Below are 12,601 nucleotides of genomic sequence, written 5' to 3'. Positions count from 1 at the left end.
GAGTAAAGCTGTGGGCGTGAGATAACCCATGAAATCATATGAAATTGACGTTCTGCGGTGCCGGCGCAGCTTTCGTCCGCACTCGTGCTCAGCCCTTCTCCCAATTCTCGCCGTTTTGCTGCTCGCAGGCTGCGCTAACTTAGACCACCCGGGCCTTTCATCACAGCAGACGCCCACAGCAGAGTTGGTTGGCGTTGCAGAGATCGATCCCGCTATGCGAGAGCGCATCGCTCACGCCCTCGTTCGGGACGCTGACGCGCAGCACTTGTGCGATGCGCTGAAGCAAAGACCGGGCAACACCGATGCGGCGATTCCTCTGGCGCGGGCACTGCTGGCTCGTAAATGCCCGGGCGAGGCGATTGAGGTGCTTGATAGCGTCTTGTTGGCGTCACCCGGCGACCTGCGCGCACTGAACGCCAAAGCCGTCGTCCTCGATCACCAGGGCCGCCACCAGGAGGCCCAAGCGCTGTACCGCCAAGCTCTCGCAGCCGACCCGGCAAATCCGATGTTGCGCAACAATCTCACGCTATCGCTCGCACTTGACGGCAAGACAGAGCCAGAGGACGCCAAGCCCCAATCGCAGTGGGACGGCCGACAGGCATTGGCCCGATCGAGATAGACCAGCGACCAAGAGCGAACCACAAATGCTTGATGCTTGCCTGACGGTTGACTATTCGCCGCGATGCTCGAGGACCGCTTTCCTGGGAAATGACGTCTTTGGTGGAATGGGAATCGTCACGTATATCCGCATCAGTGACTCATCACGCATCGTTCCTCGACTGTTTCCGAGGCCATACTCGCCGATGGGCACGTTATCTGCTCAGAAGGCAAAGTATGTTCGACTCGTGTCGGGCGCGCCATCATTATGAGATTTTTGGCTGCCGAGCGAATCCATCAGGCAAGCACCGCGCGAACTCGTAAAATGTCTCTCGAGCTCCGCAACTGCCCGTTCCTCCCACTCCGCGGCTTGCGCCAGCAATGAGCACCCTTGGATTGGCCGAAATGCCGCGGTCTGACGGCACAGCGAAGCTATCGCGCGATAGCGGCGCACGTTTTCCATAACGGCCACTCCTGTCATGTCTGATCTCTCCACCTGCTGTTCGAGGCGAGAGCTTGGTGCAGAACTGTTTTCGATCCGTTAGCGGTCAGCGCAGAAAGCGCAAATGGTTGGCAAAACCTTGCTAGCCCGATGTCCTATGATGAGCTTCTCCCCGCGGGAACTCAAACCAGCCTTGTATATCAAGATGCTTCGGCACTTCGTCTGACTGTGCACTGTCGAGCGGGACGTGAAGGCGCGCTCAGGCGCACTATGCCAGCCCGAAACGTCGGCGGGCCATCGTGGATGTCCGCGCCGCGCTGCCTAGGCGTGTCGCGCCGGCGGCAGGAGAATTGGATTGCCTGCCTCCTACGGCCACACCGAAGCCGAGGACCACTTGACCTTAGATTATGATCTGCCTTGGCAGCGTCATCAAAGATCTCGCGCGAAACGATCGGAATGGCTCCTCCGCAGACGGCATCTGCTAAGTGCCACCCGCCGACGCGCAATCCTTGCCCGCACGTCGCTCGAGCGTGAGGCCGATCGCTGCAGCCGCTCACCTGGTTCGCAGATTTGGTCGTTCAGCTTCGTCCCGTAGCAAAACGTGTCCTGACCGGAGACTGGTAATCAAAAGCATTCCTGGCTTGGCCGCTTGAGCATCGCGAACCTCTGTGCTGCGCCGTTCACGACACTTTACGCCGGGCCGAACTGTTGGTGGCGCAGGAACTAGCATCCCACCAAAATAAGGAGGTGACAGCACGTTTTGTCTAAACAAGGATCCTATGCGACTGTTCGAAAGATCGTTTGTTGCCAGAGCGATCGCACCGCTCGCGACCAGGGGACTCGGATGATCACGCCGGTTCGACGGAACTGGAGTCCAAAAGAATTATTCAATGGTCTTACGCCTGCGATGTTCACCGCCGAACCATCAGCCGTACGCGCACGTTGGGATAAATTGTGGCCTGATCTGTACACGGAATATGACGCCCGGTATTTGAAGCAAGAATTGGCCACCCGAAATCTCGTCGTTACCGCTGAAGCTGCGGCATTTCTCAACGCCTGGGCGATCGATGAAGAGCGCCACACCGATGGCTTCATCCGCATCATAGAACTTGTCGCTAATGAATCCGAAAAGGATCTTCGGGAGAGATTGGACGCTCGACCGCATGATTTTAGTCCGATCATTGAACACCTGAAGGACGAATTCTCCCTAATGGTTATGATCGCATTTGATGAGATGTGCACTTGCCGCGCCTACGCAGCAGAAAAGCCGTTTTATGACGGTCTTGGGAACAAGACGTTCCATCTTTGGCTGCGAGAGGTAATTGCCGACGAGGCGGTTCATTCGATGAATGCTGTTAACGTTATTCGCGCGTGCTATCGCGACCGCATTGGCCAAGTCGGCCCAATCCTCGATAACCTAATCCGCGCGAGCGATAATCTACGCTATTGTGGCACCTTCGTCCTGGACTACTTCGGCACAGTGTACTCCAAGGAGCTGCTCGCCAACTCTCGTCTCGCGACCATGAGAAATATTGCCAAGCCACTCACGGTGTAGAGCGAGCCTGTAACAGCGAGCTCTACGAAACTTGATCAGCCGTCATATCCCGGCTCAATCCGTCCTTCCCTGTAAATTGCCAGTTGGCGAACACTGTGCGCTTCGTGCGCAATGTCGTGTTCACGACATGCCGGCTGTCGACCGTCGACCTTTGGCAGAACATGCACGTCGGTTCTGTTTTGTGCCCGCTTGGCGGCGCCGTTCGTCCGTGCGCGTGCCATCGGGCAATTGGCCCGGCCTTTGCTCCGTTACTTGCCAAACGGTGTGCAGCTGCCCGCTTTGTCGGTCTGTCCGCCACGGAACGTGAATCTCGATGGATCGAAAGGCGATGCGATGAAGAACCGGATTTCGGTCACTGCCACGGCGCAAGATATCGCCACTGGCGCCATAGATTCGATGAGGCGTAGCGCCCTGGCGGTCGAACACAGAACGGATGATAGCACGGATCGTAACCTATACTTTCTTGCGGAGGAGAGCGTCTTTGCCCAGGACACGATCAGGTCGGATCGACCAGCTAGCTTCGCGCTTCAGAACGGCCTGCAGGTGGTGGTAATCCCGGATCATCGGATACCCGTTGTAACTCAGATGATCTGGTATAAGGTCGGTTCCGCCGACGAGCCGGCGGGCAAATCGGGGCTGGCGCATTTCCTCGAACACCTGATGTTCAAGGGCACCACCAAACATCCGTCGGGTGAGTTTTCCCAGACCGTGTTGCGCGTCGGCGGCTACCGAAATGCCTTCACCGGGAAGGACTATACCAGCTATTACCAGCATGTGCCGCGCGAGCACCTCGGCAAGATGATGGAATTTGAAGCTGACTGCATGACTGGTCTCATTCTCAAAGACGAGAATGTGCTGTCCGAGCGCGACGTCGTGCTCGAGGAACTCAATATGCGCGTCGCCAACGATCCAGGTGCGCGGCTCTTCGAGCAAATGATGGCAGCGCTTTACCTCAACCATCCCTACGGCCGGCCTGTGATCGGTTGGCGGCAGGAGATTGAAAAGCTCGACCGCGAGGACGCGCTCGCCTTCTACAAGGGCTTCTACGCGCCGAACAATGCCATCCTGATCATCGCGGGTGACGTCGAGGTCAGTGAGATCCGCCCGATGGTGCAGAAGAATTTTGGCGGCATCCCCCCGCAGCCATCGATCCCTGCGGACCGCCTGCGACCGCAGGAGCCGACGCCGGCCGCGCCGCGCACCGTGACGCTGGCCGATCCCCTCGTCGAGCAACCTGCCTTGCACCGCTGTTATCTCGCACCGTCGGCTTACACCGCGGACGCCGGGGAAAGTGCAGCGCTCGAGGTGCTCGAGAAACTGATGGGCAGTGGCGTCAACTCATATCTTTATCGCGCGCTGGTAAACGACAAGCAGCTCGCGGTCAGTGCCTCGGCGGGCTACCACGCTACAGCACTCGATCCCTCACAATTCTGGATTTCAGTCACACCAAAACCCGGCGTCGAGTTCGGCCAGATTGAGCGCGCGACCGACGAGGTGATCGCCGACATTGCGCATCATCCCGCGAGCACCGAAGATCTCGAGCGGGTCAAGACCCGGCTGATCGCGCAAGCAATCTACGCCCTGGACAATCACGAAATGCTCGCGAGCTGGTATGGCCGCGGCCTGGCGACGGGACTTTGCATCGACGATATCCGAGGCTGGCCGGACGGCATCCGCGCCGTCGGCGCCCAGCAGATGCAGGAGGCCGCGCGGAAATGGCTCGACAAGAGACGCTCGGTGACCGGGTATCTCATCAAGGAGTCAGCGCCACAGCACCAGGAGAAGCTGCAGTGACCTATTCTTGTACACGACGTGAGGTTCTCCTCGGCGGAGCGTCGCTCTCAATCGCGATGCTCGCCTCTCCACCTTCGGTTGCCGCCATCACGACCAAGATCCGGCGTCTGGTCTCGTCTTGCGGCATAGAAGCCTGGTTCGTCCGAGATTCCACTGTCCCGTTGATCGCGATGGAATTCGCTTTCGGCGGCGGCGCGACCCAAGATCCCACCGACAAACCCGGGGTTGGCCACATGGTTGCTGGCCTGCTCAACGAAGGTTCCGGCGATCTCGACTTCAAGGCCTTTCATGAGCGACTCGACCGTCGTGCCATTGAGCTAAGCTTTGGATCGACCCACGATCACTTCTGTGGTGCCTTGCGCACCCTCGAGGACAACAGTGACGAGGCCTTCGACCTTTTACGGATGGCGCTAACCTCGCCCCGCTTCGACCCGACCGATGTCCAACGGATCCGTGCCAGCATGCTTGCGCGCCTTCGACATTACTCGACAGATCCATCGTCGCTCGCCGATCGCAAGTTCCTCGAAATCGCCTTCAACGATCATCCTTATGCTCGCCCAGCCGCGGGCTCGATCGAAAGCTTGCCGAAGATCAAGGTCGCGGATCTCAAGAGCCATGTCCGACGCGTGATCGCAAGAGACACGCTCAAGATCGCGGTGGTTGGCAACGTCGATCCAGAAGTTCTCTGCAAGCTTCTCGACAAGACCTTTGGCGGCCTGCCCGCCAAGGCGGACTCGACGCCGGTACCCGACGTGGTCGCGGCAAAGCCGCCGCAGCGCGTGTTCATTCCGTTCGACGTGCCGCAGACAGTCGTGGCTTTCGGCGGTCCCGGCGTTCGCCGCAGCGAGCCCGATTTCATGGCCGCCTATGTCGTCAACCATATCCTCGGCGGTGCCGGTCTGAGGTCGCGGCTGTTCCGCGAAGTCCGCGAGAAGCGCGGGCTAGCCTATTTCGTACGCGAGCACCTAGTCTGGAGGGATCATTCGGCCATGTTTGTCGGCAAAAGCGGGACCCGAGCCGATCGCGCCGGCGAGACGGTCGAACAGATCGAGAAGCAAGCCCGCCACATCGCCGAGGCAGGGCCCACCCAGCAGGAACTCGATGACGCAAAGTCTTGCCTGAAAGGCTCGCAGATGCTGGCGCTCAACTCATCATCGAAGCTTGCGCGAACACTGCTGCAGCATCAGCTTGACAAGCTCCCGATCGACTATTTCCAAAAGCACAACGCCGTCGTCGATTCCGTGACGTTGGAGGACGCCAAGAGGGTCGCGCAGCGGCTGTGGGGCCAGGGTCTACTCACCGTTATTGTCGGCCGCGCCCCGCTGGGCGCAGACCGGTCGTCCCCTGTCCCATCGGCCACGACGCCCCCGCCACACGTCGACCAGCTAAGCGCCACGCCATCACCCACCTTACCGGGAGAACCAAATTAGCTTTTGGGCAGCTCGGCGTCGTAGCCACAAGGCTCGCTCCCCGCTTCTCCTTCCGGTGGAGAACTGGCACTTGGCTACCCCGGGGGATCCGGCTCAAACTCGCGGACCAACGGCTGGGCAACACAAATGACCGCTCGCCGATTGCCTTGTTGCTAATCTTTCACCTTCTGGCTCAAGCAGCGATCCGCGGCACCCGGAAGTCTTCATAGCTATAAATTGCTCCTTTGGAGGATTCCGGGACGAAGAAGCAGGAGCTATGAGGTCGACGCTTCCCGTTTCCGATCCTTACTCGATCTGCTGCGGTAAACTCTGCCTTTAGGCGCCTTACAGTTGTGCTCAGCTAGTGCTACCGTCGAGGACTGGCGATATGTACCGTGGCGCCAGCGATGCACAGATCACCCGGTGCACGTCGTCTAGGGTACGCCGTGAAAGACTCCTCACGCCGGGCGCGTGCGAGACTGGCACCCCTAGAGACACTCAAGCTGCTTCACACTCTTGCGCCAGCGTACGCTCCACGGCGACCGGATCACGATCGATAATCGTCAGATAGGCGCGCGGTCTGATCGGGAGCATATCGCCCTTGCTCCCAATCTCGCAGGCTGGCCAGCTTTACAGAGAAGCGCGGGGCACATTCCTCCTGCGTCAGTCCGACCTTCTTCCGAATTGCCTTCACATCGATCATCGTGCGGCATGGTCTCGGGCTAACGCAACCCGAGCCCGCGAAGCTCTTCGCACTTACGACGCGTCAGGTCGCCGAGATCGAGCGCGGTGTAGCGAATCGGAGCTCCGAAACACTGCAAAAAATCGGGCGCGCGTTTGGCTTCGAGCTCGAGTTCTGCCGATCGCGCAGACCATGGCTCGACTCTTTCATTGCCATCTTCGAACTGACTAGCCACGGCACCTGTTGAAGACGACGGCCGCCATGATTGTCGAGTTAGACGTTTGATGATCGACCAGGTCATCACAGCCGCGCAACCCGACGGGCGGAAAGCGCCTGCGCACCCGCGCGACACCGCCTCGATCATGCTTCCACCAAGCCTACCATCTGACGTTACGTCAGATTCAAGTCATTTCATGCTGATCAATGACCAACAGAACTGTGCGGTTGATGGTGATCGCGATGGTCATCACCTGCGCACAGCGGCTCTTTGACGAATTGCTCTTTCAGCTCTTCACAAACCTCACGTGAAGCACGATCACGGGCGATTAGCTACTGTTCTCGACAGCATCGCCGTTGCAATAAAAAATCTCTGATGGCTCGACGTTGGAAAAACTCATCAGTTGCGCCGCTCCCCCATCGAAGATTCAATTACCCCTTCTTTCTGCCATGTTCACACCCAAAGCAGAGACTCGCCGTCTGCGCACTTCGCGCGCGGCAATAGCGAGTGTGTCTCAGGAGAATTCTATGGTGAAGCCAGTTGTGATTGTGGTGGGCGCAGACAAGGGAGGTGTCGGCAAGACGACCGTGTCACGAACGCTTCTGGACTACTTCAATGTCAATAACGTGCAAACACGCGCATTCGACACGGAGTCGCCGCGAGGAACGCTGAAGCGCTTCTATCCCGCAATCACAGAAATCGTCGATATGACGACGACTGCGGACCAGATGAAGATCTTCGATACCCTGAACTCAGGGCTGTCCGTCACTGTCATCGACGCTCGCGCCGGCTTGCTATCCACAGCGTTGACCTCCTTGCGCGACATCGGCTTTTTGGATTCGGCGCGGTCCGGCCAGATCACCTTTGCCGTATTCCATATCCTGGGATCATCCATCGCTTCGCTGGACGAGATCGCCGAGACTGCGACCTTCATGGACGGCGCAAAGTACTATCTGGTCAAGAACTTCATCAACGACACTCAGTTCTTCCAGTGGGACCAGTCGACCTACAATTCCTATTTTCATCGCATCAAGCATGCGACCGAATTGACCATACCGAAGCTCAACGAGATGGCCTATGAGCAGGTCGAAGTCGCTTCTGTCCCATTCGTAGACTTCGTTGCAAACAAGGGGCGGAACGATGAGCCAGCGAACAACTCCTTCGTGCTGCGCGGCTATGTACGGCACTGGTTGGCTAATGTCTGGAGCGAATTTGATCGCATCAACTTGACGGAATTGGCCGGCGCCAAGTCAACGGCCCGGAGTGCCGAGAAGTAATCGCATCATCGACGAGCGACGGGTTGAGCCCAAGCACGACGCGAGATTGATCTGCTGGCTATGTTAGCGACACCCATCTACATCATCTGCTCTCCTAGCCCGCAGGTCGGCAAAACTCTCCTCGCTCGCCTCGTGAGCGAGTACTTGCTGCTGAAGAATGGCACGGCGCTCTCCTTCGATGTCAATCTGAAGGAGCCGTCATTGCTCGATTACCTGCCCAACATCACAGAGACCGCAGATGTGATCGATACTTATGGCAAGATGCAGCTGATGGACCCGCTGATCATTCACGATCGGGTAGCCAAGGTGATCGACCTCGGCTTCCACGCCTTCGATGAATTCTTCAAGATGTGCGAGGAGATCGGCTTTATGAAAGAGGCTGCGCGCGGCCGTGTCGCGCCTATCATCCTCTTCGTTGCGGGCGCTGACCGCATCTCCTTTCGTGGCTATGAAATGCTGCGGCGGCAGATTCCTGCGGCGTCGCTGGTCACCGTCCACAATGAATTCGTGCTGTGCGGAGGATTACCTGAAGCAATGGATACAGAGCGGGTGCTTCGAATTCCCGCGCTGCCCCTGTTTCTAAAGAGATATATAGACCGACTTAGCTTTTCCTTTACCGGATATCTGCGCAACGAGAAGGACTGGTCTTCCGAGCTGCATCAGTGGATCCGACGAAATTACACCATGTTTCGCGATCTGGAATCGAACGTAATGCTGCGGGGGCCTTATCGATCCCGGGCGACGAATATCGAGAGCCTACGGCGCACAAGGGTAACTTGAAGTTCCGGCTCGCCATCTATTTCGATGGATAGCCGCGCGACGCTTCATCTCGCGACGGATGGAGGCGGTGACGCGGCGGACCTTGGCCCGAAATCCAGACCCTAAGCCGATGCGGGTGGTTGTGACCATGATGCCTCTTTGTCGCGTGGATGCGGCGAGTTTGTCGCGTGGATGCGGCGGGGCTCCATGCCGGTGAGCTTCTCCATGTCGGCAATGACGAGGCCGAGCGTGTGCCCGTCGAAGAGATTGCCATGCAATGCTTTGGCAAGGATGAGGGACTGTCTGCCCTTCGGAGACGTCAAGGGGTGGCGATACTGACCCTGCAGCCGAACTCGTAAGGAGCGCGGGCTTTGCCCTTGCCGTTGCGCTCGACTTCCGGCGCATGTAACGCATAGATCTTTGGACCGCTGATGCTGATCCTGGCTGCGCACCCCGCTGCGCTAAACCGGAGCAGTGGGCCGAAGCGAGCTTCCAGCATTGTACCGTCACCGATCTTGCGGCGGATATCACGAATCCGGCCAAGCCGTGTCCGAAGGAGCTTGGCTGGCACCGGGCGCGCTTGAACTGACGAGCGTGAGTATAGCGGTCGTCATGATGGCTGCGCGCTTAGCGAGGCGTAGATAGCTCTGGTGCAACAGCACACAAATGTGCTTGGCGCCACCCGCATGCGTCGTCGCGCGCTCTTGGCTGCTCGAGAACGACCGGACAACCTATCTAATCCTGATCGCTCATACGGCACCAAGTATGCGGAAGACCCCCTGATTGCCTGGCTCCGCCTACCCAGATTGCCCCGCCGTAGTGACACCCGCCGATAGGAAGCATCGGACTGGCAGGCCCTGGAATTGAATGCGGCTTCACAGCTGGAGGCCGCGCTCAGCAAGCACCTGGCGCATTAGCGCGCCCTTGATCCTGCAGGCGATCCCATCTGAGATCTCGGGTCCGAGCAATCGCTCGGCGTCCTCGTCGCCGATCAGTTGAAGACCCGCGAGCCGGTGATTCAGCCGGTGCTTGAACTCGTCCCCCATCGCTTCGTGGAGCCGGGTCTCCATCACGTTATGGGCTTCCGGTGCAATGCGCTTCACCACCACCTCCCAAGGTTCCCAGCGCGTCGCCAAATAGTTGGCGAATTCCGTCGCCTCCTTGTCCCGCACGATCGTTTCTGCCCTGTCGATATCAGCGTCAGTGACTTCCGAGACGCCGAAAAAGCGCATAGCTGGAGCGATGTGCTCCAGTCCCAGGCGCTCCCGCAGCTTCGTCTGATAGGCAAGGTAGACCTCGATATCGTCGACATCGCCGATGCGACCGTCGGTTTGCAGCGATTTGACCTTCTCGCGGGCAATCACCTCCAGCGCGTCCAGGCGGAACATGACCCGGCCCAGATCGATGAGATTGGCAAGGCGACCGTCATTATCATAGACGCCATTCTTGACGTCCTCGATCATGCGTGCGTTTTGCATGGCGTTCCAGGTCAGCGTGACCCGATCTTCGCAGGTTTGACTGGCGTCAAGGGCCAGATCGAAATACCGCTCACGCAAGTTGCTGTTCGTCGTGGCCTGCCGCAGATCATTAACCACCGTCCGCCGGAACCCCTCATCGCTAGAGTTCACTGTTCTCGACAGCCGGTCGAGGAACCGCGCGTATTCCGGGGCCCCCCTTTCTTGTTCGAAGCGCTGCCAGGTGGCCATTACCGATGGCTCGGCCTCGAGCCAGTCCGCGACAATCTCTTGCAGAGACCGCGGCTCGGCTTCCACAGTTCCTTCGGCGGTCGAGAAAAACACCTGCGGACCTGCATAGCCTGCGGCATGTATCGCCGTCGCCAGGCCGGCCTGCACCCAATCGGGAAGCGGGTTATTCTCCAGATCAACGCTCGAGTCACGGCTTAGCTGTGTCAGCAGGGTCTCGGGTATGCTGGTGAGCTGGTTGTTGCTGGCGCCGAGCCATAGCAGTTCGGGAGGCATCGTTTCGGGCAGACTGGTCAGCTCGTTATGGCTAGCGCTGAGCCATTCGAGCCCGGCCGGAAGAGGCTCGGGCAGAGCCGTCAACTGATTGTAATCGACGTTCAGGCGCTGGAGCCCACCTGGAAGCTCGGGCAGACTGGTCAGACGATTGCCGCTGGCGTCCAGTTCCTCAAGCGTCGCCGGAAGGCGATCAGGCAGACTGGCCAGCTGATTGTTATCGACGTTCAGGCGCCGCAACCCGGGCGGTAACTGTGCCGGCAGGTTGGTCAGCCCGTTGCTAATGACATATAACCGTCGCATGCCAGCTGGCAGCTCAGGCAGATTGATCAGCCGATTATTGCTGGCATAGAGCCGCCGGAGACCAGCCGGAAGGTCCGCGGGAAGGCTGTTCAGTTGATTGTTGTCGACATTCAGGCGACGCAGCCCGGCCAGGATCGGTCCAGGCAAGGCGGTCAGGGACAGCGACGACAGATCCAGGGCCTCATTGACGTCGCCCCTCTGCCGCCAATCCATCGTTCGACTTACCGCCTGTTGGCGATTCTCATGTTGCCCCTGCCCGTCTTCGGCAGCCCAGTCCACCAAGGCCTCGTGCTGCCGGCTGGATGCCTCACCGGCGAATGCCAGCGCATCCGTCAGAGCTTCGCGCCACTGCGTTGTGGCCGGAGACCCCGGCTCGGAGGTTTCCGAATCGGAAGTTTCGGAAGGAGAGCCTGAGCCAAGCTGTTCTGTATTCATCGACGCCGTTTCTTCCTGTCCAAATGAAGCGAATGCGTCCGGAGCCGCACCTTTAAGCCGCCAGACCTCACCATGGTTGGCGCGCTCATCGACTGATGACAAAGCTGGCGATCATCGCGCGGTCACGACCCACGACCGGCGCAAACGCCCTGCCGGTCTTTCGGCCGGTCCGCTGCAGGCGGATGCAGAGCGCCCGCGCCAAGGCCCGGTGGTATCGCTTGATGATGGAATCCCTCTAATTCTCTTCCGCCAGATCTGAAGCCGGACCTGCCAGCCAACCAGCAAAGACCTTATGCTACGAGACCGAGCTGTCGATAAGCTGACGGGCTTCGGAGCGAGGAACAAGGGGGGATGGCTAGCCATCGGCCTCTCTCGAAGCTGATATGTCAACTGTGTACTGACGAAACGCGAACGAGGATCAACGGAGGTGGTAGCTTGGCAGATTGCTCGCTGTTTATGGCGCCTCGACAGCGGCGCTGAGACGGCCAGTTGCAGCCACTGTTGCGCGCGAGGCCACAGTTCCTCCCTGCTCGTTCAGACAGCCGCGTCGGTACCCTAGGTTGAAAGCCCGCAACCCATGTAAGATCACTCGCGCTTCACTGCGAGGCGGCACGCCCGACGCAATCGAAAAAGGCTGGCTTATGTCTTCCTGGATGACGCACTCCCACCTAGTCCGACATCGGCGCCGATCCTCGCCAGATCGACTCACGCCGCAGGCTTCGGCCAGCAAAAGCTGACGACCTGACTCTTGCCGGAATGCCTTCTCGGTTGAATGATTGAATAGCTGCATTTGCAGATGCGATGGAAGTCCTTCGCCTCGAGCTCAATGTAGTAGATCCGCCCCGCGACCGATAAACTCGAGCACCGACTGCGACTCGTTGATCTCGCGCGAGACGCGCTTCAATATCCGAATTGCCACCTCTTCCGTAGCGATCAACCCCGCCCTCTCGCAGGCTAAGCCGAAATGGTGCATCACCTGTTCGTAGGAAGGCGCAACACGATTCTGCAACAAGCTGATCGCCAACGATGAGAGCATCTGCTCGACGACAGCCTCCTCAGCCTGGATCAAGAACTACATCCTCCTGATTGTTTGCTCAATTCTGTGAACTGTAGACGCCGCCGACGGCATCACGAGGGCATCGCTGCGTGGGATTG

11 protein-coding genes and 1 pseudogene are annotated in these 12,601 nt (G+C 58.9%); 6 read left to right on the top strand and 6 right to left on the bottom strand.

Annotation, left to right across the window (positions count from 1 at the left end):
- Nucleotides 1–28 precede the first annotated feature (28 nt).
- Nucleotides 29–619 (top strand): tetratricopeptide repeat protein, encoded by a 591-nt coding sequence (locus tag ACVIHF_RS42480; RefSeq protein ID WP_456793874.1) that lies wholly within the window; start codon nucleotides 29–31, stop codon nucleotides 617–619.
- A 201-nt stretch (nucleotides 620–820) separates the two neighbouring features.
- On the opposite strand, the gene ACVIHF_RS42475 is transcribed toward ACVIHF_RS42480, so the two are convergent.
- Complete coding sequence (locus ACVIHF_RS42475; RefSeq protein ID WP_456793873.1) at nucleotides 821–1,078, bottom strand: hypothetical protein; 258 nt, start codon at nucleotides 1,076–1,078, stop codon at nucleotides 821–823.
- An 805-nt stretch (nucleotides 1,079–1,883) separates the two neighbouring features.
- Between ACVIHF_RS42475 and ACVIHF_RS42470 the strand changes: the two genes are divergently transcribed.
- The 3 genes from ACVIHF_RS42470 to ACVIHF_RS42460 all read left to right on the top strand — a co-directional run bounded on the left by ACVIHF_RS42470 (nucleotide 1,884) and on the right by ACVIHF_RS42460 (nucleotide 5,818).
- Nucleotides 1,884–2,594 carry a hypothetical protein gene (locus ACVIHF_RS42470; protein WP_310885431.1) on the top strand — a complete coding sequence of 237 codons (711 nt, stop codon included), beginning with the start codon at nucleotides 1,884–1,886 and terminating at the stop codon, nucleotides 2,592–2,594.
- Between the two features lie 333 nt (nucleotides 2,595–2,927).
- Complete coding sequence (locus tag ACVIHF_RS42465) at nucleotides 2,928–4,388, top strand: M16 family metallopeptidase (protein ID WP_456793872.1); 1,461 nt, start codon at nucleotides 2,928–2,930, stop codon at nucleotides 4,386–4,388.
- The gene (locus tag ACVIHF_RS42460; RefSeq protein WP_456793870.1) at nucleotides 4,385–5,818 is read left to right on the top strand and encodes a M16 family metallopeptidase; all 1,434 of its coding nucleotides are present in this window, start codon (nucleotides 4,385–4,387) and stop codon (nucleotides 5,816–5,818) included. The genes ACVIHF_RS42465 and ACVIHF_RS42460 overlap by 4 nt, the downstream gene beginning before the upstream one ends.
- A 526-nt stretch (nucleotides 5,819–6,344) precedes the next feature.
- On the opposite strand, the gene ACVIHF_RS42455 is transcribed toward ACVIHF_RS42460, so the two are convergent.
- Both ACVIHF_RS42455 and ACVIHF_RS42450 read right to left on the bottom strand, forming a co-directional pair.
- Entirely contained in the window at nucleotides 6,345–6,500 is a 156-nt protein-coding gene (locus tag ACVIHF_RS42455) for a helix-turn-helix domain-containing protein (RefSeq protein WP_152977411.1), read from the bottom strand.
- Nucleotides 6,501–6,519: 19 nt separating this feature from the next.
- Nucleotides 6,520–6,843 carry a hypothetical protein gene (locus tag ACVIHF_RS42450; RefSeq protein ID WP_310885433.1) on the bottom strand — a complete coding sequence of 108 codons (324 nt, stop codon included), beginning with the start codon at nucleotides 6,841–6,843 and terminating at the stop codon, nucleotides 6,520–6,522.
- 380 nt (nucleotides 6,844–7,223) lie between these two features.
- On the opposite strand from ACVIHF_RS42450, the gene ACVIHF_RS42445 reads away from it, so the two are divergent.
- The gene (locus tag ACVIHF_RS42445) at nucleotides 7,224–7,973 is read left to right on the top strand and encodes a P-loop NTPase family protein (protein WP_310879783.1); all 750 of its coding nucleotides are present in this window, start codon (nucleotides 7,224–7,226) and stop codon (nucleotides 7,971–7,973) included.
- A gap of 60 nt (nucleotides 7,974–8,033) precedes the next feature.
- Entirely contained in the window at nucleotides 8,034–8,753 is a 720-nt protein-coding gene (locus tag ACVIHF_RS42440; protein ID WP_456777513.1) for a hypothetical protein, read from the top strand.
- A 27-nt stretch (nucleotides 8,754–8,780) separates the two neighbouring features.
- Here the strand turns inward: ACVIHF_RS42440 and ACVIHF_RS42435 are convergent.
- The 3 genes and pseudogenes from ACVIHF_RS42435 to ACVIHF_RS42425 form a co-directional block, all read right to left on the bottom strand.
- Nucleotides 8,781–9,409 (bottom strand): annotated as a pseudogene (locus ACVIHF_RS42435) (IS5/IS1182 family transposase); the annotation flags it as partial.
- A gap of 198 nt (nucleotides 9,410–9,607) precedes the next feature.
- Nucleotides 9,608–11,446 carry an NEL-type E3 ubiquitin ligase domain-containing protein gene (locus tag ACVIHF_RS42430; protein WP_456793869.1) on the bottom strand — a complete coding sequence of 613 codons (1,839 nt, stop codon included), beginning with the start codon at nucleotides 11,444–11,446 and terminating at the stop codon, nucleotides 9,608–9,610.
- 823 nt (nucleotides 11,447–12,269) lie between these two features.
- Nucleotides 12,270–12,515, bottom strand: a complete 246-nt coding sequence (locus ACVIHF_RS42425) for a hypothetical protein (RefSeq protein ID WP_244481735.1) — start codon at nucleotides 12,513–12,515, stop codon at nucleotides 12,270–12,272.
- Between the last annotated feature and the right edge of the window lie 86 nt (nucleotides 12,516–12,601).

This window comes from Bradyrhizobium sp. USDA 4506 (assembly GCF_054058795.1).
Note: the sequence above shows the minus strand (reverse complement) of the source record. Positions and strands in the feature narration are given on the sequence as shown.

Bases quoted from the DNA above. Each gene is read 5' to 3' on its own strand.
- ACVIHF_RS42480 (WP_456793874.1), top strand. From the start codon at position 29: ATGAAATCATATGAAATTGACGTTCTGCGGTGCCGGCGCAGCTTTCGT.
- ACVIHF_RS42475 (WP_456793873.1), bottom strand. From the start codon at position 1,078: ATGACAGGAGTGGCCGTTATGGAAAACGTGCGCCGCTATCGCGCGATA.
- ACVIHF_RS42470 (WP_310885431.1), top strand. From the start codon at position 1,884: ATGATCACGCCGGTTCGACGGAACTGGAGTCCAAAAGAATTATTCAAT.
- ACVIHF_RS42465 (WP_456793872.1), top strand. From the start codon at position 2,928: ATGAAGAACCGGATTTCGGTCACTGCCACGGCGCAAGATATCGCCACT.
- ACVIHF_RS42455 (WP_152977411.1), bottom strand. From the start codon at position 6,500: ATGATCGATGTGAAGGCAATTCGGAAGAAGGTCGGACTGACGCAGGAG.
- ACVIHF_RS42450 (WP_310885433.1), bottom strand. From the start codon at position 6,843: ATGATCGAGGCGGTGTCGCGCGGGTGCGCAGGCGCTTTCCGCCCGTCG.
- ACVIHF_RS42445 (WP_310879783.1), top strand. From the start codon at position 7,224: ATGGTGAAGCCAGTTGTGATTGTGGTGGGCGCAGACAAGGGAGGTGTC.
- ACVIHF_RS42440 (WP_456777513.1), top strand. From the start codon at position 8,034: ATGTTAGCGACACCCATCTACATCATCTGCTCTCCTAGCCCGCAGGTC.
- ACVIHF_RS42430 (WP_456793869.1), bottom strand. From the start codon at position 11,446: ATGAATACAGAACAGCTTGGCTCAGGCTCTCCTTCCGAAACTTCCGAT.